General features: G+C 29.5%; 25 protein-coding genes and 1 other RNA gene. 12 read left to right on the forward strand and 14 right to left on the reverse strand.

Going from position 1 to position 24,514, the window contains the following annotated elements; genetic code table 11:
* Positions 1-769, forward strand: a 769-nt coding sequence (locus tag QOR43_RS00005) for a zinc ribbon domain-containing protein (protein ID WP_283571389.1), incomplete at its 5' end; no start/stop codon positions are given.
* Here the strand turns inward: QOR43_RS00005 and QOR43_RS00010 are convergent.
* The 5 genes from QOR43_RS00010 to QOR43_RS00030 form a co-directional block, all read right to left on the reverse strand.
* Positions 770-1,153 (reverse strand): hypothetical protein, encoded by a 384-nt coding sequence (locus QOR43_RS00010; RefSeq protein ID WP_265133690.1) that lies wholly within the window; start codon positions 1,151-1,153, stop codon positions 770-772.
* A 23-nt stretch (positions 1,154-1,176) separates the two neighbouring features.
* The gene (locus QOR43_RS00015; protein WP_265133691.1) at positions 1,177-2,469 is read right to left on the reverse strand and encodes an ammonium transporter; all 1,293 of its coding nucleotides are present in this window, start codon (positions 2,467-2,469) and stop codon (positions 1,177-1,179) included.
* Between the two features lie 462 nt (positions 2,470-2,931).
* Entirely contained in the window at positions 2,932-4,011 is a 1,080-nt protein-coding gene (locus tag QOR43_RS00020) for a bis-aminopropyl spermidine synthase family protein (RefSeq protein WP_265133692.1), read from the reverse strand.
* Positions 4,012-4,026: 15 nt separating this feature from the next.
* The gene (gene speE / locus QOR43_RS00025) at positions 4,027-4,851 is read right to left on the reverse strand and encodes a polyamine aminopropyltransferase (RefSeq protein ID WP_265133693.1); all 825 of its coding nucleotides are present in this window, start codon (positions 4,849-4,851) and stop codon (positions 4,027-4,029) included.
* A gap of 55 nt (positions 4,852-4,906) precedes the next feature.
* Entirely contained in the window at positions 4,907-7,468 is a 2,562-nt protein-coding gene (locus QOR43_RS00030) for a BamA/TamA family outer membrane protein (protein WP_265133694.1), read from the reverse strand.
* Positions 7,469-7,527: 59 nt separating this feature from the next.
* Here QOR43_RS00030 and QOR43_RS00035 point away from each other — a divergent pair, with 59 nt between their 5' ends.
* From QOR43_RS00035 to QOR43_RS00050, 4 genes are all read left to right on the forward strand, one after another.
* Positions 7,528-7,818, forward strand: a complete 291-nt coding sequence (locus QOR43_RS00035; RefSeq protein WP_265133695.1) for a ferredoxin — start codon at positions 7,528-7,530, stop codon at positions 7,816-7,818.
* Positions 7,819-7,865: 47 nt separating this feature from the next.
* Entirely contained in the window at positions 7,866-8,759 is an 894-nt protein-coding gene (locus QOR43_RS00040; protein WP_265133696.1) for a sulfurtransferase, read from the forward strand.
* An 86-nt stretch (positions 8,760-8,845) separates the two neighbouring features.
* Complete coding sequence (locus QOR43_RS00045; protein WP_265133697.1) at positions 8,846-9,913, forward strand: EAL domain-containing protein; 1,068 nt, start codon at positions 8,846-8,848, stop codon at positions 9,911-9,913.
* A gap of 130 nt (positions 9,914-10,043) precedes the next feature.
* On the forward strand, positions 10,044-10,625 hold the full coding sequence (locus QOR43_RS00050) for a sulfurtransferase TusA family protein (protein WP_265133698.1): 582 nt from the start codon (positions 10,044-10,046) through the stop codon (positions 10,623-10,625).
* Here the strand turns inward: QOR43_RS00050 and QOR43_RS00055 are convergent.
* From QOR43_RS00055 to rnpB, 9 genes are all read right to left on the reverse strand, one after another.
* Complete coding sequence (locus QOR43_RS00055; RefSeq protein WP_265133699.1) at positions 10,622-11,842, reverse strand: bifunctional folylpolyglutamate synthase/dihydrofolate synthase; 1,221 nt, start codon at positions 11,840-11,842, stop codon at positions 10,622-10,624. The genes QOR43_RS00050 and QOR43_RS00055 overlap by 4 nt on opposite strands.
* Positions 11,829-13,100 (reverse strand): UDP-N-acetylmuramoyl-L-alanine--D-glutamate ligase, encoded by a 1,272-nt coding sequence (gene murD / locus QOR43_RS00060; RefSeq protein ID WP_265133701.1) that lies wholly within the window; start codon positions 13,098-13,100, stop codon positions 11,829-11,831. The genes QOR43_RS00055 and murD overlap by 14 nt, the downstream gene beginning before the upstream one ends.
* Positions 13,100-14,446 carry a glucose-6-phosphate isomerase gene (locus QOR43_RS00065; protein WP_265133702.1) on the reverse strand — a complete coding sequence of 449 codons (1,347 nt, stop codon included), beginning with the start codon at positions 14,444-14,446 and terminating at the stop codon, positions 13,100-13,102. Before QOR43_RS00065 ends, murD begins: the two co-directional genes overlap by 1 nt.
* Positions 14,447-14,475: 29 nt before the next feature.
* Positions 14,476-15,156: an ABC transporter ATP-binding protein gene (locus tag QOR43_RS00070; protein ID WP_265133703.1), complete on the reverse strand. Its 681-nt coding sequence runs from the start codon at positions 15,154-15,156 to the stop codon at positions 14,476-14,478.
* Positions 15,147-15,995 (reverse strand): NAD(+)/NADH kinase, encoded by an 849-nt coding sequence (locus tag QOR43_RS00075; RefSeq protein WP_265133704.1) that lies wholly within the window; start codon positions 15,993-15,995, stop codon positions 15,147-15,149. The genes QOR43_RS00070 and QOR43_RS00075 overlap by 10 nt, the downstream gene beginning before the upstream one ends.
* Positions 15,996-15,997: 2 nt before the next feature.
* The gene (gene glyA / locus QOR43_RS00080) at positions 15,998-17,260 is read right to left on the reverse strand and encodes a serine hydroxymethyltransferase (RefSeq protein WP_283571390.1); all 1,263 of its coding nucleotides are present in this window, start codon (positions 17,258-17,260) and stop codon (positions 15,998-16,000) included.
* Positions 17,261-17,277: 17 nt separating this feature from the next.
* Entirely contained in the window at positions 17,278-17,724 is a 447-nt protein-coding gene (rpiB, locus tag QOR43_RS00085; RefSeq protein ID WP_265133705.1) for a ribose 5-phosphate isomerase B, read from the reverse strand.
* Positions 17,725-17,755: 31 nt separating this feature from the next.
* Positions 17,756-18,505: a tRNA (guanosine(37)-N1)-methyltransferase TrmD gene (gene trmD / locus QOR43_RS00090; protein WP_265133763.1), complete on the reverse strand. Its 750-nt coding sequence runs from the start codon at positions 18,503-18,505 to the stop codon at positions 17,756-17,758.
* 29 nt (positions 18,506-18,534) lie between these two features.
* Positions 18,535-18,873: RNase P RNA component class A (gene rnpB, locus QOR43_RS00095), an RNA gene on the reverse strand.
* 49 nt (positions 18,874-18,922) lie between these two features.
* Between rnpB and QOR43_RS00100 the strand changes: the two genes are divergently transcribed.
* From QOR43_RS00100 to QOR43_RS00130, 7 genes are all read left to right on the forward strand, one after another.
* Complete coding sequence (locus QOR43_RS00100) at positions 18,923-19,690, forward strand: biotin--[acetyl-CoA-carboxylase] ligase (RefSeq protein WP_265133706.1); 768 nt, start codon at positions 18,923-18,925, stop codon at positions 19,688-19,690.
* The gene (locus tag QOR43_RS00105; protein WP_265133707.1) at positions 19,687-20,394 is read left to right on the forward strand and encodes an ATP-binding protein; all 708 of its coding nucleotides are present in this window, start codon (positions 19,687-19,689) and stop codon (positions 20,392-20,394) included. Before QOR43_RS00100 ends, QOR43_RS00105 begins: the two co-directional genes overlap by 4 nt.
* 16 nt (positions 20,395-20,410) lie before the next feature.
* Positions 20,411-20,998, forward strand: a complete 588-nt coding sequence (gene hisB / locus QOR43_RS00110) for an imidazoleglycerol-phosphate dehydratase HisB (protein WP_265133708.1) — start codon at positions 20,411-20,413, stop codon at positions 20,996-20,998.
* Positions 20,999-21,013: 15 nt separating this feature from the next.
* Positions 21,014-21,631: a DeoR family transcriptional regulator gene (locus QOR43_RS00115; protein ID WP_265133709.1), complete on the forward strand. Its 618-nt coding sequence runs from the start codon at positions 21,014-21,016 to the stop codon at positions 21,629-21,631.
* Positions 21,628-23,118 carry a tetratricopeptide repeat-containing glycosyltransferase family 2 protein gene (locus QOR43_RS00120; RefSeq protein ID WP_265133711.1) on the forward strand — a complete coding sequence of 497 codons (1,491 nt, stop codon included), beginning with the start codon at positions 21,628-21,630 and terminating at the stop codon, positions 23,116-23,118. Before QOR43_RS00115 ends, QOR43_RS00120 begins: the two co-directional genes overlap by 4 nt.
* A gap of 123 nt (positions 23,119-23,241) precedes the next feature.
* Positions 23,242-24,060 (forward strand): flagellin N-terminal helical domain-containing protein, encoded by an 819-nt coding sequence (locus QOR43_RS00125; RefSeq protein WP_460173983.1) that lies wholly within the window; start codon positions 23,242-23,244, stop codon positions 24,058-24,060.
* 65 nt (positions 24,061-24,125) lie between these two features.
* Positions 24,126-24,500, forward strand: coding sequence for a flagellar protein FlaG (locus QOR43_RS00130; protein ID WP_265133715.1), 375 nt, complete (start codon positions 24,126-24,128; stop codon positions 24,498-24,500).
* Positions 24,501-24,514: the final 14 nt, after the last annotated feature.

Here is a 24,514-nt window from a genome sequence, read left to right on the forward strand (position 1 = left end):
AAAGAAACCAAAATATATAGTTAATGTAGATTTAAACATACAAAGAAATTTAGCAACAATATCAGTAAATGAGATAGATTGGAAGAATAAACAAAGCAAGTTAAAGGAAATAACATTTATAAATGGAGAGATAACGAGATTAACATACAAAAGGGATTATCTACTGCATTTAATAAGAATAAAACAAAGATTAACCGGTAGGAAACCAAACAAAGAAGATAACAAATACTTATGGAGAAAAATAAACAACTTAAACAGAGAAATAGCATTGAAAGTGGCAAAAGAGATAGACAAGATAGTGAATAGTGAAGAGTGGAAAGTGGATAGTGAAAAAATAGTAGTATTTGAGAAATTAAAAGGATTAAGGGCAAATAAAGATAAAAGCAAGAAGTTAAACAGAAAACTAAACTATTGGTTAAAAAGCAGAATAATAGATAAAGTAAAAGAAAAAGGATTAGAGAAAGGATATGTAGTAGATGATATATATCCACAATACACATCACAAAGATGCAGTAAATGTGGGGCTATCGGTGAAAGGTTTTCGCCGAATGGTTCTACTGCATTATTTGGGTGTCAATGTTGTGGGTATAAAGTAAATGCAGATGTAAATGCAGTATTTAATCAGTTTTTCATTTACCTGTCCTACTTGCTAAAAGCAGGTAGGGAAGACGGCTCAGTGGTGCCGTTGGGGATTTCTCTGAAAGGTTCTTCAAAAAGAAGGACAAAATCTAAGGGGAGTTCCCGAAAGTCAGCGGTTGTCAATGTTTAACTATGTTTTTTGGCAACTGTTGACACCACCGGCATCTATTTCTAAATCCTTTATAGGAATATATGATGCATAACCATAAATTATTCCAAAATCTTTGTTTAAAATAGCTTTATTATCAACAAGTCCACCATCTAATATAGTAGGAAGAAGTATTGTTCCAAAAGCTGCATTAAATCCGATGCTTCCCTCTTTTGCATCAGAAGATAGATTTAATAGGAAATTTGATACTTTAAACGAGTCGTGATTATTACTACCGGTATTAGTGGAAGCAAAATAACCGGTAGTTACTGCCCCTGCAAAATTTAAATCTGAATTTGCTACATTAATTGTTCCTGCATTTGCAACACCTATTAAAAAGATTGTTGAAAATAATAATTTTTTCATAGCTTTTTACCTCCTTAAAAATATTATAATTCAAATCCTCTTTCTCCATGGATTGCTTCATCTAATCCTTTTATTTCAGATTCTTTATCTACCCTTGCACCTTTAGTTAAGAATGAAGCAATAAAATAAACTATAAATGTCATAAATGCAGTATATACGATAGTAACTAATACTGCTAATAGTTGTATTAAAATTTGTTTTGGATTTCCATACAATAGCCCTGTTCCTGCAGGATTTATTAAAGGATTTGCAAAGATTCCGGTAGCAATAGTTCCCCATATTCCATTTAGACCATGAACTCCAAAAACATCTAAAGAATCATCATATCCAAAACGTTTTTTAACCCAATATATACCAACAAATCCAATTAAACCTGCAACGATTCCAATTATAATACTACCTGCTAAATCAATAAAGCCTGCAGCCGGTGTTATAGCAACTAAACCTGCAACAACTCCAGAAGCAGCACCAAGCATAGTTGGTTTTTTAAATATAATCCACTCAGTTAACATCCATGAAATAGCACCAAAGGCAGCAGCTGTATTTGTTACTAAGAATGCAGAAACAGCTATACCATCAGCAGATAATTCACTCCCTGCATTAAATCCAAACCATCCAAACCATAATAAAATAGCTCCAACAGTTGTTAAAACTACAGATGAAGGAAGTATAGCCTTTTTGCCATAATCTAACCTTTTACCAAGGAGTAAAGCCATTACTAATCCTGCAATACCTGAATTAGTTTCTATAACTGTTCCACCGGCAAAATCAAGCACACCAAGTTTAGATAAAAATCCTCCTCCCCATATCCAGTGAGCTATTGGAGCATATACTAAGGTTATCCATAATATAACAATTATTAACCATGTTGAAAATTTCATTCTTTCTATAACAGAACCACTTATAAGAGCTACAGTTATAGCTGCAAATGTAAGCTGAAACATAACAAACAACAAGGTAGGAATATTTCCGGTAGACCATACATCTTTAAGAGATATTCCAACTAAAAATATATGTTCTAAACTACCTATTAAACCGGATATATCTGTTCCAAAAGCCAATGTATAACCCCATAAAACCCAAACAACAGATGTTATACAGTAAGCAAGAAAACTCATTCCAATTGTATTAAGAATGTTTTTACTTCTGGTCATACCTCCATAAAATAAAGCCAATCCGGCAGGTGTCATAAGCATAACTAATGTTGTTGCTACAATCATCCATGCAGTATTACCTGTATCAATTTTTGGAGCTTCTTCTGCAAAAGCCAAAATAGGAAAGAGCATTGTAAATGTAGTATAAAATAACTTTTTCATTCTTTCCTCCTATTAAAACTATTCTTTTACTATAAAGCAAGAATTATGCCGGATGTTAAAAATCTAATTTTATTATATACTTAGCTTAAATTATGTTTGATGGATAAAAAAAGATTGCACTGATTTTGTGATATTCCAATTATTATGTGCATATTTTATGTGCAATTTTTATCTTTTAAGATTTTTAGCTTCTATAATAATTGCTGTATCAATAGAAACATTAATTTATAACAATACCGAAAATTAATAATAGTTTATCCTTTTGAAGAGAATGTTTTAATTCCCCAGTTTATCATTTCTCTATAAGTTCGGTTTTGGTATTGCTTAACATATAATAGTTGTTTTTTGATAAAAGCTCTTGGAATATCTGTTGATATGAATAAAGGTTTAAATCTCTATGAAAAATAAGACAAATTAAGATAAGTTTAAGTGGAAAGGGGGGATTACCCCTTTTTATTGATTTTATGTTGTTGAGCCTTCTTCGTCTAAGTATAATTCTCTAAATACTTCATCTGTTATCTGGACATTTTCACCTTTAAATCCCGGTAAAGCTTCCATTCTTACCCATGCAGACCTATACCATATATCGGTAGGCACTTTATTTACCGGAGCTACTTCCTGTGCTTTAGTTTCTGCGTGATAATCCCAGTTCATATAAGCATTAAAATCTTGAATTATATCAGTTATAACCATTCCATAATCATTGATTAAAGCTTTTTGGAATTGATGCCATCTTGTTATAGAAGAATCTCTAAGTGTTAAGCCGAAATATCCAACGCTTCCTTCTGATTTTAAAGAAGCTATTCCTCTTGCTATAAAGGCTTTAAATGCTTTTAAAGTTTCAGGTGGATCTGTTATAAATACATCAAAAGATTTAAGCCATTCTTCAGGGAAAGGATTTCTCAAATCAAATCTTATAGCTTCTGCGTTATCTATTCCAAGCTCTTTAAATATTCTATTATCAAAATCTATTGAACGCTCATCTATATCTAAAACTAAAACTCTTCTTGGTAATCTTGTTAAAGCTACTGCTAAACCGGTCAAATCATCTTCTGCACCCATAACCAAAATATCTCTATCTCTTAAATCTTCTCTGGAATCAAGGAATAAAACTCTTGATACAGTAGTTTCCGGTGTTACACTTCCTTGGTCATATTCTTGAATTGCTTTTGGTCTATCTTTTGTAACCTGTAAAAATGTATGATACCAATCAAGATTTGCATAAAAAGGAATACCTCTTCCTTCGCAGGCTTTACAGCTATAATCTACTGCCGGTGGTATTTTTAAATCTTTAACAAGTTGTAATCCTTTTTCTGTAAGATAAATTTCATCATTTTCTATTTTTGCAAGGCTCTCTGCCACAAGTTGTCTAACTATTTCAGCAGTTGCCGGAACAGGTTGGTCTGCTAAATCTACCACTTTCCAAAAATCAGTAGTTGTTAAAAGGCCAGCAATAACCCTTTCTACACTTCTTCCGTAAAGTTTAATACCGGTTTTCTCTGAAGCTCTTTGGGCAATATTGTTTAACACTTCTCTTGCCAATTTATCACCTCTCCTTTAAGTTATTAATTCAGACACAAATTTTGGTAAACTAAACAAGGAAATATATATTTTATCACAAAAATATTTTGTATTCAATTTATCTATTCTTTCCATATTAGAATTTTCAAAAATATCAATATCATCACTTGCCATTGTAAAGCTCCACATTCCGGCAGGATAAGTAGGTATAAATGCAAGATATGTTCCTACATTTTTAAACACTTCTTTTATCTCTAATACTGCCGATTTAAAATATTCTGTTTGTAAGAATGGAGATTCGGTTTGGGCTGTTAAAATTCCACCTTCTTTTAAAGCATTTTTTACTTTTTGATAAAAAGCTCTTCTAAATAAGGCTTCTGCCGGTCCGACAGGGTCAGATAAATCAAGTAATATTACATCATAATATCCTTTTCTCTCATCTAAAAATTTGTTTCCATCTTCTACAAATATTTTTACTTTTTCATTATCAAGCATATTTGATATTGTTGGTAGATATTCCTTAGATACTTTTATAACTTCACCATCAATTTCACAAAGATGAACTTCTTTTACAGATTGATGTTTTAAAACTTCTCTAACAGTTCCACCATCTCCGCCACCTATTACTAAAATTCTTTCAGGATTTGGATGTTTTATTAATGCCGGATGTGCAAGCATTTCATGGTAAATAAATTCATCTCTTTCTGTTGTCTGGACTGCACCATCTAAAACAAGCATTTTACCGTATTCATAAGTATCAAGTAGTAAAATCTCTTGATACTGGGAATTAAATCTTTTTGCTTCTTTCACTCTTACTGTAAGACCTGTATTTTTTGTTTGATATTCTGTAAACCAAATCAATTAAACAAAACCTCCAAATTTGATTTTGAATTATTATAACATTTATATTTAACACTTAAAAAGATGTTCCTATGCTAAATTCTATTCTGTAATTACTTTCATCTGGTTTTTTATCAAGTTTTTTGGCAATATCAAAAATTAAGGCACCTACCGGTGTAGGTATATAAACACCTACTCCTGCTGTTTTTCTAAAAGAAAATTCATATTTTTTTGAATAAACCTGTCCAAAATCAGCAAAAACCAAACCATAAAGATTATATTTTGGATAAATAAGGAATCTTAAATCATTGTTTATTAGATTAAATGATTTACCGCCTATCTTTTCTTTACCGGCAAGTTCTTCAAAAGCAAATCCTCTCATAGAAGAGATACCACCAAGATAATATCTTTCTGATAATGGTAATTTTTCTATACTTTTATATATATAGCCGGTTTGAAATCTTTGGGAAAAGGTTATATAATCATCAAGAAAGGAAATATAATATCTTCCGGATAATTCTATTTTATAAAAATCAATATCTTTAAACTCTTTTTCCAATTTTCCTGAAATATAATATCCGGATTTAGCATCAAATTTATTATCCCTATGGTCATCTATAATTGTGAGAGATGCTTTTAATGTATTAAAAGAACTTTTTGTTGTAGCTTTATCCGATAAATCATTATTTTTATACTCTAAGAATAAAATGTTTGTAACCCATTTATTTACTCTTCTGGTTAATGTTAAATCATATCCTTTGAAATCTATATCGTAATACCTATGGGTTTGAGTTGATTTAAATCCGGATACAAAGCCGGTTAATTTATAAGGTAAAAGTGTATTACCAAAAGCTAATCTGTAATTTGTTTGAAAATTTGACCTTTCTAAATAAAGGGAAGAAATAAAACCATAATTAAATAAATTTTTCAAAGTTGTTGAAATTGAAGCTTTAAACTGCTGGTCTGTATTATATCCAACACTACCTTGAAAATATCCCCTTTTATCATCATGTATTATATATATTTTGTTTATTTTTTTATCTTCTGTATCTAAAACCGGATTAACAAAATCAAACAATCTTGAGTTATAAATCTGCTCTACTTCTGTATCAAAATCTTCTTTATTAAAATATTTTTCTTTTGAAACTTGCCATAAAATTGGAGATGGCTTCATATAATAACTTCCATAAACAAAAACATCTCCGTTCTCATAAATATTTCCGGGTATCGCATTCATTATAGCTTTTGCATACATTTTATCTTCTTTTTCTTCAAACTGGACATCAAGTAAAACATCTGCATCTAAATATCCTTTGTCTTTCATAAATCTTTTAAAATTATCTTGAATTGATAAAATATATTCCGGATTATAAACAGCAGGTAATTTCATCTTTTGTTTGTAAGGATATCCTTCAAACTTAACCTCTCCTAAAATATACTGTTTACCTACATTGAAAGATATATCTAAATCTATCTTTTTTTCTAAATCAGATATTTTTTGTTGTAAGTTAAAATCTGCATTTAGATAACCATTTTTAATATATTTTTCTTTTAAATTTTCTAAGAATCTATAAATTTCTCCAAGATTTTTATCTTTGATTTTTTCAATAATATAATTTTTTGTTGCTTCTTTATCTGAATATACATTAACCTTATCTATTTGATATTTTTCACCTTCTATTATGTAGTAATTAAGATAAGTAGTTCCATTTTCTTCCTCTGTTTCAAGTTTTATATTTGCATCTATATATCCATTCTCTTTATAAAAATTTTCAATCCTGTTTGCAAAATCTCTAAGCCAGTAATATGTAATTCCTGTATCCTGAAAATTTATAAATTTTTCAAGCTGTTCTTTGCTGAAATTTTGATTCCCATAAAATCTAACTATATATTTAGTCCCAAAATTTATTGCAACTTTAATATCTGCTTTGTCTTTCTTTATATCAAATCCATCAAGCAAGCAATATGCTTCATAATATCCTTCTTTTTTTATCTCATCGCAAAAATCATCTATTTTATCCTGTATTTCCTGTAATCTTGCTATTTTTTTCGGTAAAAAGAAAAATAGAGTTTTTTCTTCTTTAAATAGATTTTTCAATCTGTTTTTATATTTGCTTATCTGTTCATCGGATAAAGATATATCGGAAATTATTATAAAATCATTTATCTTTATTTGATTTCCTTCATCAATAACTATTTTGATATATATATACCCATCACTTGTTATTTCTTTTTGTATCTGGACATCTGCTTTAAGATATCCATTATCGGCATAAAACTGTTTTATTCTCTGGGGTAAATTTTCCAAGATTTGTGGGTCTATTGATTGATTTTCCCTTATACCGGATACTGCAAGAATTTCATTATCCCAAAAAGCTTTATTTCCATATATTTCTATTTTTTTTATTATAGGTTTTTTTGTGGCTATGATTTTATTATTTTGTATCTTAATATCTAAAAAATCATTTGTGTAATCTAAAAATTTCTTAATTTCCTGAATATCTTTATGTTTTTCATAAATATCATATATGTTATTATAAGGCAAAGGATAGTTAGATTGAATTATATCAGTTTCACCGGCAAATGCAAATCCGAAAGTTATTAATGCTAAAAAAAGTTTATTCCTAATTTTCGTCATACCTCTAATTATTTTTGGTGATAAAATTATATCATTATGAAATTCAAAGAGGTATAAAGATGGGCAGATTAAAAGTTGTTGTAGATAGAACTTTATGTGAAGGAATAGGAGTATGTGTTCCAGAAGCTCCAAAATATCTTGTTTTAGATAAAAGGCATAAAGCTGTAATTTTAGAGCCAAATAAAGATAAAGATAAATTATTTGAAGAAGTAGCTGATAAAAAAAGACAGGAAGTTGTTTTAGAGCTAACTGTTGATGAAGAAGAGGATATATTTAGGGCAGCAGAGGTTTGTCCGGTAAAAGCTATTTTTATTTATGATGCAGAAACCGGTGAACAACTTTACCCATAAATGATTTACATCATCTAAAAAAATTTATTGTAGATTATATTTAAATTATGGTTAAGTTTATAATTTTTATTCTGTTGGCATTTTTATATGCTTTTGCCGATGAAAATCCTTATTTAATTTCTGCAAAAGAAGCAAAGGAAAATTTTAAAGATTATATATTTATTTTTGCAGATTCAAAGGAAAATTATCAGAAAGAACATATACCAAACTCTATAAATATTGATGCATTTTATCTTCAAGATATAGCAATACAAAATAAAGAAAAAGAAAGATGTAAATATCTTCCTTTATGTCCACAGACAGCCAAAAAATTATTTTCAGAAAATGGAATATCAAATAAAAGCAAAGTAATTATTTATTATACAAATCCGGATAAACCTTACACAGCTACTTATGTATGGTTCGTTTTATATTCAATGGGTATGCCTGAAACAAATTTAAAAATCCTTGATGGTGGATTAAATGCATGGAAAAATGCCGGTTATGAAACTACATCCACTTTTTATAATCCTAAAAAAGCAGATTTTAAACCAAATCCAAGATATAATGTTGTTGCTACAAAAGAAGAAGTTTTGAAATATGTAAAAGAAAGACCAGAAGATACTGTTTTATTAGATGTTAGAAGTTTTCTTGAACATGTAGGAAAACAACCTATTCAAGAAATTAAAAGAGTAGGACATATTCCTGGGGCAAAATTTATATACTGGAAATTTTTCCAAGGAAAAGATAGTTTTTTCAAACCAAAAGAAAAAATATTCAAAACCTTAGATGAATTAAAGATAACAAAAGATAAAAAAATAATAATTTCTTGCAGCATAGGCGTTCGCTCTTCTTTTGTATTTTTAGCTTTAAAATCTATCGGTTTTAATAATCTAAAAATATATACCGGTGGATGGTATGAGTGGGGAAATGATGAAAACCTACCTATATGGGAGCCATAGTATGAGAACTATACTACTTATTGACAAACTTTTTCCAAGAATTATATTTAAAATAGATTGAAAGAATAAGATTAGGGGTAAGATATATGAGTTGTGTTAAATGTAGTAATATTCCTAAAATTGAATCAAAGCCAGCAAGAATATATTTTGTAGGTGAAGTTGATGAACTTGAAGCTAAACTAAAACAGTTTTTCTTAAATTTAGGTATTTATTTAAAAGAGGATAATGGAGCATATTTTATTGATGTAGAAAATGCATTTAATTTTTTTGAACAGCATCTTGATAAATTTAAAGAAAATTTTCCAGAGCTTTTAGCCGATGCAATCCATGTAGTTATTTACTATAACAACGAAAAATTTAATTTTAAATCTCTTTTATGTGATAAAAGCTTACAATATTATATTAATTCTTTTGAAGATAGGGAATTTTTTTATATTTTAGAAAATGCTTCATTTACATTTTATTTTCAACCAATTGTTAACGTAAATGATAAAAGTATATATGGATATGAGGCACTTGTTAGAGGTATTAAATCAGATGGTTCCATAATGTTTCCAGATGAGTTATTTAAAAAATCAAAACGCAATGATTCAGATTTTTTGCTTGATAAATTATGTAGAGAAAATGCTTTAAAAGCTACTGCAGCTAAAAATATAAAACAAAAAGTTTTTATAAATTTTTTACCAACAGCCATATATGACCCAGCATTTTGTTTAAAAACAACAATTGAATGGGCACATCAGTTAGAATTTGACCCTAAAAATATTGTATTTGAAGTTGTTGAAACTGAATCTGTTGAAGATAAAAAACATCTTTTATATATACTTGAATATTACAAAAAAGAAGGTTTTATGGTTGCCCTCGATGATGTTGGAGAGGGTTATTCTGGTCTAATAATGCTTATAGAAATTAAACCAGACATTATAAAAGTTGATAGAAAAATAATACAAAACATAGACTCAAATAAACTAAAACAATCTACATATAAAGCTCTGTATAATCTTGCAAAAGAACATGATATTTTGGTTTTAGCAGAAGGAGTAGAAACTGCAAATGAATTTGCAACGATAAGAGAGATAGGTGTTGATTTGGCTCAAGGGTATTATTTTGCCAAACCTCAACCAGAACCTATAAGGTCTATAAATTTTGATTAGTTATTTAAAAAATCTTAGTTTTTTAAATTAAAAACCGTAAAGATTAAATATTAATCTGTCAAAATTCTCATTTATAAAAACAGCAGGTGATATAATATTTAATTAATATTAAAACTAAGTTGGAGCAAATATGAAAGAAGTTGATACAAGAGGTTTATTTTGTCCTCTTCCGCTTACCATTGTTTCAAAAAATTTAAAAGAGATACCGGTTGGTGAAAGATTAAAAATTTTGGCAGATGATAAAGCATTTAAAAAAGATATAGAGATTTGGGCGTATGAAACCGGAAATAAATTATTAGAATTTAAAGAAGAAAATGGATATTATGTAGCTATTATAGAAAGAGGAAAAGGATTTAAAGGAGAAAATATTATAGATAAAATAAAATTCATATCTCTTGGTGTTAAATTACATTTTATAAAACATCTTTTAGATTTATTTCCACCTAAGAAACCAAAATATTTATTAACATTTGTTTCAGTAGCAGAAGGATTAAGGGCAGATAAATGGTTAAAAGAAGAAAAAAATGTTAATAATAAATATATACTTCTTCCGGTTCCAAAAGAGATATATCCACATTGTGGGCTTGTATTTGGATTTTTAAATAAAGAAGATGCAATAAATATCTATAATCTACTAAAAGAAAATAAATTTGCAGTTGAAGATATTCATATAGTAGATAAAGATAAAAAATATCCAGTTTTAAAAATTTAGCTATAAAATTTAAGAACTTCTCCGGCAGTATATAATGAGCCAATAAAGAGGAAAAGATTATTATCTTGATTATTTTCTTTTATAAATTTATCAATATCTTTTAAATCTTCAAAAGCGATATATACTTTATCTTTTATATCTTCTATTTTCAGGCTTCTATCCATATTGGCTTGATAAAAGATTATATTTTTTGAATATCTTTTTATTATATCTATCTCTTTTTGCCAATCTTTATCTTTCATTGCAGAAAAAATAACATATATATTTTTTTCAGGATAAATCTCTTTTATTTCGCTTAATGTTTTTTCTATTCCATCCGGATTATGTCCGCCATCTAATATTATTAATGGATTTTGTTTTAAAATCTGCATTCTTGCCGGTATAGTAGTATCAAAAATTGCTTTTTTAATAATTTCTTCATTGATAGATATATTTTCTTTTTTCAGATATGTTAAAAATGCAGTAATTGCAGTAGATATATTATTTGCCTGTCTTTTCCCAAGCATTTTTGTTTTTATATCTTTTATTGTAATATCTTTAAACCAATAATCTATTAAACCTTCTTCTTTTACCGAAAAATCAAAATCTTTTTTTAGATGATATATCTTTTTTATTCCAAGTTCATAAGCCTGATTTATAATTTCTTTTTGGTCACTTCCTATTATAAGTGGTCTATCTTTTCTTGCTATGCCGAGCTTTTCATAAGCTATTTTTTCAAGGGTATCTCCTAAAAGATGTGTATGGTCGTAAGATACATTTGTTATTACTGAAACTTCCGGATAAACAACATTTGTGCTATCCCATCTTCCACCAAGACCTACTTCAAGTATTGCTATATCTATTTTTTCATCTTGAAAATATTTAAAAGCAATCAGAGTGCAGGCTTCAAAATATGTAAGATTATATTTTTCAATTAATGGTTTTATCTGATTTATATAATTTTCTAAAATATATTGTTTTATATTAATGCCGTTTATCTTCCATCTTTCATTTTCTTCTACAAGATGGGGAGATGTGAATAATCCGGTTTTTTTGCCATAATTTCTAAAAAGGGCTTCTAAATAGTTAGATACAGAACCTTTCCCATTTGTTCCGGTTATTATAATAGATTGATAACTTTTTTCCGGATTATTTAGCTCAGATAAAGCGTTTTTTATTCTATCAAGAGTAGGATTTATATCAAAAACTTTTTTCTTAAATAATTCATAAAGTTTCATTTTTTTCTTCTTTTACTCTTTTTACTATATCTTTAAATTTGTTTCCTCTATCTGCATAATTTTTAAACATATCAAAACTTGCACATCCGGGAGAAAATAGTATCGTATCTCCTTTTTCTGCTATTTCCATAGCTTTTAAAACTGCATCTTGCAGGCTTTCTTCCAATGAATAATCTGCAAAATCTTTTATCATATCTTTAATTTCTTCTTTGCTTTTTCCTATTATGAATACTTTTTTTATTTTATCTTTAAAATTTTTCAAAGCAGAGAAATCTCCGCCTTTGTTTATACCACCGAGTATAAGGATTATTTTATTATTAAAGCTTTCTACTGCTCTATAAACTGCCTGAACTGTTGTAGCCTTTGAATCATTGTAAAAATCTACTCCATTTATTGTATCTACATACTCAATTCTATGCTCAAGGGGTTTAAAATTTTGTATAACCTCTTCCATCTTTTCAATCGGCACACCTTTTATATATCCAACTATCAATCCTGCCATTACATTTTCTAAGTTATGTTTTCCCTTTAATTTAACTTTTTCTATCGGGAATAATTTTATTTCATCTTCTGCTCTTATCCAAAAATAGTTATCTTTTATATATATTCCTTTATATTCCTCTGGTAATGGTGTTAAAGAAAAGAATAATTTTTTTGATTTAATATTTAAATCTCTTAAAAATTGATAACTAAAATTTAGGACTGCATAATCATTTTCTTGTTGATTTTTGAATATTTTAAGTTTTGATAATAGATAATGTTTATATTTTTTATGCCAATCAAGATGGTCTGTTGATATATTTAAAAATACGGCAATGTTGGGTCTAAAATCTTTTATTGAGTAGATTTGAAAAGAAGATAGCTCTAAAACTGCAATCCCGTCTTCTGTTTCTTTTAAAATATCAGTAAAAGGAATACCATAATTTCCGCCAATATATGTTTTTTCAAAATGGGATTTTAAGATATTATAGATAATTGTGGTAGTTGTTGTTTTTCCATCTGTTCCGGTTATTGCTACTATTTCTCCTTTGAAATATTTATATCCAAGCTCTATATCTGTAAATACCGGTATTTTTCTTTTTTTTGCTTCTTTATAAATTTTATGAGAAAAAGGAACTCCGGGAGAGATTACTATATAATCTATATTATTTAAGTTATAGCTGTCATTATCATCAATTAAGATATTCTGTATATTTTTATTGTCTAAAAAATCTTTTACCGATAATCCGGTTTTTCCTTTTCCGAAAATAAGCACCATTAAGAAATCTCTAATTTATATTTTTCTTTATAAATTGATTTAAACTCTTCTAATTTTTGCTCGTAGCCTTTTCTACCCATTAATGCATAAGTGAAATTTTTTCCTTCTTCTACTGCCGGCTGGTCAAATGGGTTTATTTTGTATAGATAACCGGAAAATGCCGTTGCCATCTCATAAAGATATATAAGCATACCAATATTATATGGATTTATCTCATCTAAAACAATAGTTAGGTTAGGCACTTTACTTTTTGTTAATGCTACTTTTGTTCCAAGTAATTCTTTATTTAATATTTCTGATAAGCTATGTCCTGCAAGATAATTCAAATCTTCCGGTATATCGGTAGGAATTTTAAAATCTCTTTTAAATTTTTCAACCTGAATAAATGTAACGATTTTATCTCTTGGGCCTTCTCTAAATAATTGGATTTGAGAGTGCTGGTCTATTGCACCGATTGCTTTTATCGGTGTTTGTCCAAATCCTTCTTTCCCAAGGCTTTCTGCCCAAAGTTGTTTATACCAATCAACAAAAGAAGATAATCTTTCAGAATAAGGCATCATTACTGATATAGATTTTCCTCTTCTAATATTTGCAAGATAATGTAAAATGGCTATAAGATATGCCGGATTATGTTCTATATGCTCTTCTACAGAGCAGATTAAATCCATTTTTCTTGCTCCTTCTAAAATCTGCTCTATATCTATTCCACAAACAGCCGCAGATAAAAGTCCTACCGATGATAAAACTGAAAATCTTCCACCTACATTTTCGGGAATTGAAAAACTTTTTATATTATTTTCATTGGCAAATTTTCTTAAAAATCCTTTTTCAGGGTCTGTAGTAATTATTAGATGTTCTTTATATTTTTCTCCAAGCTCTTCTTTTAAAATATCAAGTATTATTAAAAAATTGGCTATTGTTTCAACAGTTGAACCGGATTTTGTTATAACATTAAAGCAACTTCTTTTTATATCAATTCTATCAATAACTGCTCCAAATTTTTCCGGGTCAACATTATCAAGAACATAAAACTTAGGAAAATGGTTTTCATTATAGTTAAAATCATTTAAAGCCTCGTGAAGCATTATATTTCCAAGGGAAGAACCACCTATTCCTATAACAATAAAATAATCAAAATTTTCCCTTATTTGTTTAGCAGTTTCCAATATATCCGTTATATCTTGATAAGGAAGTTTAGCAAAATAAAAACTGTTATCTTTTTCTCTTTGAATTAAAGAATGGGTTTCTACGGTAAAATATCTAAATGATAAAAGCTCTTCCCTTAAAATACCATCTCTTTCTCCTATTCTATCTGCCATAACATCTGTATAATCTATTTTTATCATATCTATCCCCTCTTTTTATTTCTATTTTATCATACTCTTTCAAATGCTTTCTCTTCTTTAAGGATTTTTCCATCTTTTATATAGATTATTCTGTCGCAATTTTTTGCTACTTCTATATCGTGGGTGGCTATTATTATTGTTGTGTTTTTTTCTTTGTTTAGATTTTTAAAAATTTCCATAACTATTTTTGTATTTTCTGAATCAAGATTTCCGGTTGGCTCGTCAGCAACCAATATCTTAGGATTATTTACAATAGCCCTTGCAATAGCTACCCTCTGTTGCTCTCCACCGGATAACTGGGAAGGTTTATGATTAACCCTATGCTCCAAACCAAGTTTTTTTAAAATATTTATAGCTTTTTCTTTTGGTTTTTCTTTTTTTGATATTAAAAGTGGCATCATAACATTTTCCAAAGCTGTAAATTCCGGTAAAAGATAAGAAAGCTGAAAAACAAACCCTATATATTCATTTCTAAATTTTGATAAATTCAGTTTTGAAACATCTTTATTATCTATTTCTATACTGCCTTCTGTTGGAGTATCTATTAAACCGATAATATGAAGTAGTGTGCTTTTTCCTGAACCGGAAGGGCCCATAACTGCAACCATTTCACCTTCATTTATTGTTAAAGATATACTTTTTAATGCTTCTACTTCTTCATTTTTTGATTTATAAATCTTTTTTATATCTTTTAGCCTTACTATTTCCAATTTAACTTTTCTCGTAAAATATCAAAATAGTTTTTATAAGGTGTTCTTATTAGATGGGCATAGTATGGAGATTTTTTTACTACAATTTCATCATTATACATTAGCTGTGTTCCTTCCTGTCCATCAAGGGTAAGCCAAGCATCTTTTTCTTTTGCAACAAGCTTTATAGTTATAGGTTCTAAGGTAGGAAGGACAATAGGTCTATCTGTTAATGTATGGGGGCAGATTGGAACCACAAGAAGCACTTCCATCATAGGATAAACAATAGGCCCTCCGGCAGATAATGCATATCCGGTTGAACCATTAGGAGTTGATATTATTATCCCATCGCCGTTATATGTTGTTATATATCTATCTCCCACATATACTGCCACATCTACTATTCTTGCAAGAATGGCTTTATTTACAACCACATCATTTAAAACATCTGCTTCTAAAATCTTTTTCCCTTCTCTGTATAATGTAGCCCTTAGCATCATTCTTTTAGAGATACACAGCGGTTTTGATAATATCTGCTTTAATTTATCAAAGGCTTCATCTTCATTTATCTCTGTTAAAAATCCAAGTCTTCCAAGATTTATACCTATTATAGGTATTTCATATTTTGCTACTCTTCTTGCAGAGATAAGTAAAGAGCCATCTCCCCCTACCACAATAAGAAAATCTATATCTTTTAAAAATTCTTCATGTTCTAAATCAGCAAGATTATCTGTTATATTGGATTCTATGCCGTGTAGATTTAACCAATTTTTTATTTTTACGGCAAAATCCTTTGCTTCTTTACTTGCTTTTGTAAAAATATTTATTTTTTTATAAAACGGTAAAATTTTCTCTTCCATTTTTACTGTAGGTAATCCTTTGTCCAATCTGGATATAATGGATAACTACTGCATAAAGATAAAACATCTTCTTTGACTTCTTGTATTACTTTTTCATTATCAAGATTTTTTAATACTTTTACTATGTTTTGGGCAATTCTTCTCATATCGTTTTCTTTCATTCCTCTTGTGGTAAGTGCAGCAGTTCCAAGTCTTATTCCAGATGTTATTGTAGGTTTTTCCGGGTCATAAGGTATAGCATTTTTATTTACGGTAATATTGGCTTTTCCAAGAGCTTCTTCTGCCTGATTTCCTTTTACATTTAATGGTCTTAAATCTACAAGCATCATGTGGGAATCTGTTCCACCGGAAACTATTCTAAGGCCAAGGGCTTTTAACTCTTCTGCAAGAGCCTGAGCATTTTTAACTACTTGGTGGGCATATTGTTTAAACTCTTCCGATAATGCTTCTTTAAATGCAACGGCTTTACCGGCTATAACATGCATTAAAGGGCCACCTTGTAATCTCGGGAATACCCATTTATCTATATCTTTTGCATATTTTTCTTTACAAAGGATTATTCCACCTCTTGGGCCTCTTAAAGTTTTATGGGTTGTAGAAGTAACAAAATCTGCATAAGGAACAGGTGAAGGATAAGCACCACCGGCTACAAGTCCTGCATAATGTGCCATATCTACCAATAATAATGCTCCAACTTCATCTGCTATCTCTTTAAATTTTGCCCAATCTATAACCCTTGAATAAGCAGATGCACCGGCTATAATCATCTTAGGTTTATGTTCTTTTGCAAATCTATAAACCTCATCATAATCTATTAATTCTGTTTCCGGATGTAAGCCGTATTGGACTGAATTAAAAACTATACCGGAAACATTAACTTTTGCTCCATGGGTAAGGTGTCCGCCGTGGTCAAGTCTCATTCCAAGAATTGTATCTCCCGGTTGTAATTGGGAGAAAAAAACTGCCTGATTAGCCTGTGAGCCAGAATGGGGCTGGACATTTGCATGTTCTGCATTAAAAAGTTTTTTTAATCTTTGGATTGCTAAATCTTCTACAATATCAACATACTCACAGCCACCATAATATCTTTTAAAAGGTAATCCTTCTGCATATTTGTTTGTTAAAACACTACCTTGGGCTTCCATTACTGCATAGGAAGTGTAATTTTCGGAAGCTATCATTTCAAGATGTTCTTGTTGTCTTTTAAATTCATTGGAAATAGCTTTAAATACTTCTTCATCTACTGCTTTTAAATGCTTCAGCAATTTTTTTCCTCCTATGGTTAAAGATTTTGATTTTCTATATCTAATATAAGTTTTACCCTTCTTTCGTGTCTTCCACCTTCAAAAGGTGTATTTAAAAATACATCTATTATGGCAAATGCATGGTCTAAGCCAATAACCCTTTGACCAAGGGCAAGTATGTTGGCATCGTTATGAGAGCGAGCCATTCTTGCCATAAATTCATTAGTGCATAATGCAGCCCTTATTCCTTTTACTTTATTTGCAGCAATTGATATTCCTATACCGGTTCCACATATTATAATTCCAAATTCTGCTTCTTTTTCTGCTACAGATTTTGCAACTTCTTCTCCAAAATAAGGATAATCAACCGGCTCAGGTGAATATGTTCCTTTATCTATAATTTCATACTTTTGAGATTTAAGATATTCTTTAATTTTCTCTTTGTAAAAAAATCCGCCGTGGTCACTTCCTATTGCAATTTTCATCTTTAACCTCAAAAATTTTTTAATAAAAAAATTATACCCTAACTTTTTCTATAAAATCTTCAAAATTATCATATTCAAGCATTTTTTTATCTAAATCTGATAAATTTGCTTTTTGTAATAAATCCGGTCTTTTTTCTTTTGTTCTTTTAAGTTGTTGCCATCTTCTCCATAAAGAGATTAATTTATGATTTCCGGATAAAAGAATTTGTGGAACTTTCATACCTCTAAATTCTGCCGGTCTTGTATAGTTTGGATAACCAAGAAGACCATCAGAAAAAGAATCTACCTTTAAACTTTCTTCTTCAGACAAAGCTCCCGGAATTAATCTTATAACTGCATCCATTATAACGATTGCTGCCGGTTCCCCTCCTGATAATATAAAATCTCCTATGGAGATTTCATCATCTACAAGGGTTTTTACTCTTTCATCAACTCCTTCATATCTGCCACAGATTATTGCTATTTCTTTTTTTTCTGATAAAAATTTTGCATAATCTTGATTAAATCTTTTTCCCCAAGGTTCTGTGATTAATGTATAAGGCAAAGCTCCTTTTTCTTTTATATAATCAAATGCTTTAAATATCGGTTCCGGTTTTAGTAGCATACCGGGGCCACCACCATAAACAACATCATCTACCGTTTTATGCTTATCGGTAGCAAAATCTCTCGGATTTATTATCTCTATACTGACTTTGTTGGATTTAATAGCACGGGAAACAATGCCAACATTTTTAAAACATTCAAAAAATTCAGGAAAAATTGAGATAATATAAAATTTAATCAATCCAAGGCCACCTCAAAACAAAATAAAGCCATAGCTTCCGAGTAAGCCGGATTCTGTTTTAGCAGTCATTTCTCTAAGCTTCCTACCCGAGGGTATAGGCGGACACACCCACCCTCCTACTTGGAATTGCTCCGGGAGAGGGTTGCCGAGCCAGTAGCGTCACCGCTACTGCTGGTGGGCTCTTACCCCACCGTTTCACCATTGCCTCCATGACCCTACTTATAAGGTAGGCGGATTGGCTGTCTATTCTCTGTGGCCCTATCTGTGAGGTTGCCCCCACCTGCCTTTTAGACAGCTCCCTGTCCTTCGGAGTCCGGACTTTCCTCAGAAAGCTAAAAAGCTTTCCGCGACTGCCTGGAAGCTATGGCTCTATTATTATATAATATATGCAAAATTTTTAAAAAGTGAAAATAGATGAAAAATTTAATATTTAACACAAAATTTATAGGCAAAAATTATATATATTTTGATGAGATAGATAGCACAAATCTATTTGCAAAAAGAACAAAAGATTTAGAAGATGGAACTGTTATATTAGCAGAAAGCCAAACATCTGGAAGAGGAAGAAATAATAGAAAATGGATTTCTCCTAAAAATAAAGGTTTATATTTCTCAATAGTTTTAAAGCCAGATATTGAAAATAAAGATTTATCAAAATTATCCTTAATATTCCCGATAGCCGTTAGAGATACACTTCAAAAATATATATCTTTACAAGTATTTATAAAATGGCCTAATGATATATATATTAACAATAAAAAAATATCCGGATTTTTATTTGAAACAGATATTGAAAATAATAAAATATCAAGAATAATAGCCGGAATAGGAATAAATATAAACCATTCAAAAGATGATTTAAAAGATGTGCAAGATATAGCCACATCTTTAAAAATACTGCAAAATAAAGAGTTTGACCGGAAAGAAATTTTAAATGATATTTTACAAAAAATAGAAGAGCTTTATCTTGATTTTGATAAATACAAGGATAGATTGCATCAGATTGTATCTGAAAATCTTTTATGGAAAGGAGAAAAAATAGTTATAATAGAAAATGATAAAATAATTGAAGAAGGAATTTTGCTTAATATAAATCAAGATGGATTTGCTACTATTTTAACAAAAAAAGGAATAAAATATATATATTCCGGAGATTTATCTATCAGAAAAGGTGAAAAATGATTTTAAAAAAAGATATAGAAGAGATAAAATGCAATAAATGTTATGATACCGGCTGGATAAAAACAGATGAAGGCGTAGTAAGGTGCGATTGTAAAGAAAAGGAATACCAAAAAAAAGCTAATATATTAATGAATATACCAAAAAGATATGCAGATGCAACTTTTGAAAATTTTAGACCTATATCAGAAGAGCAAAAAAAGGCGAAAAATATATCCCAAGAGTATGTTTATGAAAATGATTATAAAAAAGGTAAAGGATTGTTTTTTTACGGAAAGCCGGGGGTAGGGAAAACCCATCTTGCTGTTGCAATTTTAAAAGAGTTTTATAAAACAAGAAATATTATTGGATTTTTTTACGATGCAAGAATCTTAATGAATGATTTAAAATCTGCTTTTGATGTAAGCTCCTCAAATAAAGACTTACTGCAAAGGGTAATAAAAACACCTATTCTTGTTCTTGATGATTTTGGTTCAGAAAGACTTACCGATTGGGCAAGGGATATTATAAATTATATAATTGCAAGCAGATATAATGAAGAATTGCCTATAATAATAACATCAAATATACAGATAGAAGCCAAAGAAAATCCAGAACAATTAAGAGAAAGAATAGGAGAATCAATAACTTCAAGGCTTTTACATATGTGCGAATTTATAGAGGTAGCAGGTGAAGATTATAGAATGTTAGGTAAAGCCAAAGATTAAAAGAGGTGAAAAACTAATGGAAAGAAAAGCAACAATAAAAAGAGAAACAAAAGAAACCCAGATAGAGTTATCATTAAATTTAGATGGAACAGGAAAACATTTAATTGATACCCAAATAGGATTTTTATCCCATATGCTTGAAAGTTTTTCTTATCATTCTATGATAGATTTAGAAATAATGGCAACCGGTGATATACATGTTAGCCATCATCATCTTGTTGAAGATGTTGGAATAGTCTTAGGCAGTGCTATAAAAGAAGCCCTTGGAGACAAAAAAGGAATAAAAAGATTTGGATATGCAATAATCCCTATGGATGAAGCCCTTGTTTTATCATCAATAGATTTATCCGGAAGACCACTTTTATTTTATGATGATAATAAATTAAGAGGGAAAATAACAAATTTTGATTTTGAATTAATGGGAGAGTTCTTTAAAGGATTAGTTTTATCGCTAAATGCAACGGTGCATCTTAAAATGCTTGCAGGACATAATCTCCACCATATAGCAGAATGCTTCGTAAAAGCTTTTGCAATATCTTTAAAAGAGGCTATATCCGTAGATGAAAGAAGAAAAGGAATACCTTCAACAAAAGGAAGTTTATAAGAGAGGTGAAAAAATATGGATAGAAAACAACAGATTTTAGAAATAATTAGAGAAAAAAAGGAAGTAACCGTCAAAGAGCTTGCCCATATATTCAAAGTTTCAGAAATGACCATATATAGAGATGTAAGACAGTTAGAAAAAGAAGGAGAAATAATCAGAAAACACGTTTCTTTGGTTCTTAATACAGAAGAAAATATAGCCAATTTAAATCTAAAAGCCTGTCCGGTATGTAATAAGCCTATTACCCGTTCCCACCCTTATAGAATAATAGTAGAAAATACGAAGGTTGTAGAAGCTTGCTGTGAGCATTGTGGTTTGATGCTTCACCAAAGATATGCAGATAAAGATGTATCGGCTTTAACCTTTGATTTTATAACAGAGAAACCGGTATCTGCCCTTGATGCATATTATGTAGTAGGTAGTTCTGCTGTACCTTGTTGTAGCCCAAGTGTTATACCATTTGTAAATAAAGAAGATGCAGAAAAATTTCAAAAAGGATTTGGTGGAAAAGTTTTAAACTTTGTAGATGCTTATAATGAAATTGTCAATAGAACAAATGTTAATATCAAAAGCTGTTGTGAAACACCACAGCTTGTTAGCTTTAAACTTTCTCAGCTGAAGAAAGAAGAATGAAAGAAAAACTATTCCCCACAGTTTCTGCCTGCATAATAGCAAAAAATGAAGAAAAAAATCTTCCAAGACTTTTAGAAAGCCTAAAAGGAAAATTTGACGAGATAGTATTAGTAGATACCGGTTCAACAGATAAAACAATAGAAATAGCAAAAAGCTATGGTGCAAAAGTTTATCAAAAAGAATGGAAAGGTTTTGGAGATGCAAGACAGTTTGCAGTAGATAAAGCAACATCAGATTGGATATGGTTTTTTGATGCCGATATGGAGCTGGAAGAAGAAGAATATAAAAAATTCCAACTAATAATAAACCAAATTCATAAAGATGAAAATATAGAAGGTCTCAGGGTTTATTACAAAAATATGACTCCTTATGGAAAAATTCAATCAATCAGCACAACAGTTCATATTCATAGAAATAAACCTTATTTAAAATGGGTAGGAAAAATCCATGAAAGGGTTGTAAATATAAACACAAATACGATAGTGGTTCCACAATACCAGATATTTGTAAGGCATTATGGTTATAGCGATGCATCTACCCAAAAGGAAAAAGCAAAAAGAAATCTAAATCTATTATTTGAAGAGCTAAAAGAAACAGAGAAAAACAGTTATGATTATTTTATAAATCTATTTTATATAGTCCAAAGTTATACTACTTTATCGGCTTTTGACAAATTTTATCTAAAAGAGGTAATAAAATATGCCCAGCAATTTTTTGAAGAAATAAATCCACAGGATTATAAAAATACAATTTTTTACAAACATATATTCGTATATACCATAAAAGCATATTTTGAGCTTGATGATTTAGAAAATGCAAAAAAATATCTTAATAAATTTTTGGAAGAACTCGGAGATTATCCGGATATAATCTATCTAAAAGCAATGATAGAAGAAAAGGAAAACAAAATAGAAGATAGCATAGAAACATTTTTATATTTTGTTTATTTATCGGATAAAATAAAGCAACTTGGTATATTGGAAAATGTTATTTCCGATTACATAATAAATATAAATTATGTTATTTATGAAAAAATAGATAAATACAGTTCTAAAAAAGAGCTTCTTGAAATGGCAGAAAGATATTGGAAAGAAACAAAAGGAAAAAATACAGCCCTTGTTTATTATTTAATTCAAAAAGAGATAGATAAAGAAAAGGCAGAAAAATTATTAGATAAATTTATAAAACTATATCAAGATGATGACAGATTTTTCATAGAACTGGCAAAAAATAAAGAAGATATAGAAGAACAGATAAAGATATTGGAAGAAGCAAAAATTATAAATCCGGATAATCCGGATATAAATCTAAATCTTGGTAAATTATATTTTAAAAAAGAAGATTATGAAAAAGCTTTTTACAATCTGAAAAATTATCTTGAAGTTTCAAAAGATAGCTCTGTAATACCTCTTTTAAAAGAAAGCATTGAAAAACTTGGATTTTCAGAACTTTCAAAAAATCTGACAGAAAAACTAAAAAATTTTTAAAAATCTCCGATAATAAAATCAAATTTTAATTCCAAAAAGGAGGTATGTGCTATGGCATTAAAAATTAATTACAACTACCAAACAGATTTTGGTTTGGTAAACTTGGCAAGAACTGAGCAAAGCATGAACACAGCAATGCAAAGACTTCAATCCGGTATGAGAATTAACACTGCAGCAGATGATGCAGCCGGATACTTCATTTCAGACCAATTAAAAACTTATTCAATTTCATTGGATCAAGGAACAAGAAATGCAAATGATGGTATCTCAATTGCTCAAATAGCACAAGGTGCTTTAAAAGAAGTATATAACATCTTAAACGACATTAAACAAAAAGCTATCCAAGCTTCCAATACTTCTGACGATACTTCAAGAGGTCAAATCCAGCAGGATATAAATAGCCTTGTTGATTCTATTGCTAAAATATTCAAGGATACAGAATTTAACGGGTTAAATATATTTTCAAGTTCTGGACAAAAAACATTTACAATTCATTATGGTGGAAGAACGGATCAGGAAATTGTATTAACAACTGCAACTGCCGGAGCAGCATCTAATACTATAACTGCAGCAGGTACAATTACTGTTGGAGGATCTGCTATTAATGCAAGCTTGGTTACAATAGGAACTACTGGATTTACAATAGACGTAACAACTCAAGCACAGGCAAATGCTACAGTTTCTACTGTTGATGCTTTAATTAAAGCAGTAGATGATATGGCAGCCCAATTTGGTTCTTACCAAATTGAACTTCAAAAGATAATAAATAATAACGATTCACAAAGAATTAATACAAATGCAGCTTATGACAGAGTCAGAAATGCTAATATGGCTGAAGAAATGTCTAACTTTACTAAATATCAAATACTTATGCAGTCCGGTATTGCTATGCTTGCTCAGGCTAACCAATCTAATCAACTTGTTTTACAATTACTTAGATAATATAATTATGTATACCGGTAGGTTTTTCCCCTACCGGTAATTTTAAAACAAATGGAGTATAAGCCATGGAAATAAAGGCTATAACAAATCTAACAGATACTAACCTTGTCCAAGGTAGCAATAACTCAAAAGAAAACTTAAAACTCCAGCAACCTCAAGCTCAAATAGATAATAATCAAGAACAATTAAATCAAAAAGAAGAAATAAAAAATCTTGATGAAAAACAATTAAAAGAATTAATGGATAATTTAAAACAAAAATTTGAGTATTACTCAAAATATCTAAAAATAGAAATTGATAAAGATTTACATCAGCCAATTGTAAAAATAATAGACCAAAAAACAAATGAAGTAATAAAACAGATACCACCGGAAGAAATATTAAAAATAATGAAAAAAATAGAAGAAATGATTGGTGTTTTATTTAAAAAAGAAATCTAAAATAAATGAGGTAA

It is taken from the genome of Venenivibrio stagnispumantis (assembly GCF_900182795.1).
Lineage (GTDB): Bacteria > Aquificota > Aquificia > Aquificales > Hydrogenothermaceae > Venenivibrio > Venenivibrio stagnispumantis.

Coding starts and splice junctions, on each gene's coding strand:
- QOR43_RS00065 (WP_265133702.1), bottom strand. CDS start 14,446: ATGATAAAAATAGATTATACAGATGTTATGGCAGATAGAATAGGAGAA.
- QOR43_RS00130 (WP_265133715.1), top strand. CDS start 24,126: ATGGAAATAAAGGCTATAACAAATCTAACAGATACTAACCTTGTCCAA.
- murD (WP_265133701.1), bottom strand. CDS start 13,100: ATGGTGCTTATTTTCGGAAAAGGAAAAACCGGATTATCGGTAAAAGAT.
- hisB (WP_265133708.1), top strand. CDS start 20,411: ATGGAAAGAAAAGCAACAATAAAAAGAGAAACAAAAGAAACCCAGATA.
- QOR43_RS00035 (WP_265133695.1), top strand. CDS start 7,528: ATGGGCAGATTAAAAGTTGTTGTAGATAGAACTTTATGTGAAGGAATA.
- QOR43_RS00105 (WP_265133707.1), top strand. CDS start 19,687: ATGATTTTAAAAAAAGATATAGAAGAGATAAAATGCAATAAATGTTAT.
- QOR43_RS00040 (WP_265133696.1), top strand. CDS start 7,866: ATGGTTAAGTTTATAATTTTTATTCTGTTGGCATTTTTATATGCTTTT.
- rpiB (WP_265133705.1), bottom strand. CDS start 17,724: ATGAAAATTGCAATAGGAAGTGACCACGGCGGATTTTTTTACAAAGAG.
- QOR43_RS00050 (WP_265133698.1), top strand. CDS start 10,044: ATGAAAGAAGTTGATACAAGAGGTTTATTTTGTCCTCTTCCGCTTACC.
- QOR43_RS00010 (WP_265133690.1), bottom strand. CDS start 1,153: ATGAAAAAATTATTATTTTCAACAATCTTTTTAATAGGTGTTGCAAAT.
- QOR43_RS00075 (WP_265133704.1), bottom strand. CDS start 15,995: ATGGAAGAGAAAATTTTACCGTTTTATAAAAAAATAAATATTTTTACA.
- QOR43_RS00015 (WP_265133691.1), bottom strand. CDS start 2,469: ATGAAAAAGTTATTTTATACTACATTTACAATGCTCTTTCCTATTTTG.
- QOR43_RS00115 (WP_265133709.1), top strand. CDS start 21,014: ATGGATAGAAAACAACAGATTTTAGAAATAATTAGAGAAAAAAAGGAA.
- QOR43_RS00100 (WP_265133706.1), top strand. CDS start 18,923: ATGAAAAATTTAATATTTAACACAAAATTTATAGGCAAAAATTATATA.
- QOR43_RS00030 (WP_265133694.1), bottom strand. CDS start 7,468: ATGACGAAAATTAGGAATAAACTTTTTTTAGCATTAATAACTTTCGGA.
- QOR43_RS00120 (WP_265133711.1), top strand. CDS start 21,628: ATGAAAGAAAAACTATTCCCCACAGTTTCTGCCTGCATAATAGCAAAA.
- QOR43_RS00125 (WP_460173983.1), top strand. CDS start 23,242: ATGAACACAGCAATGCAAAGACTTCAATCCGGTATGAGAATTAACACT.
- QOR43_RS00055 (WP_265133699.1), bottom strand. CDS start 11,842: ATGAAACTTTATGAATTATTTAAGAAAAAAGTTTTTGATATAAATCCT.
- QOR43_RS00045 (WP_265133697.1), top strand. CDS start 8,846: ATGAGTTGTGTTAAATGTAGTAATATTCCTAAAATTGAATCAAAGCCA.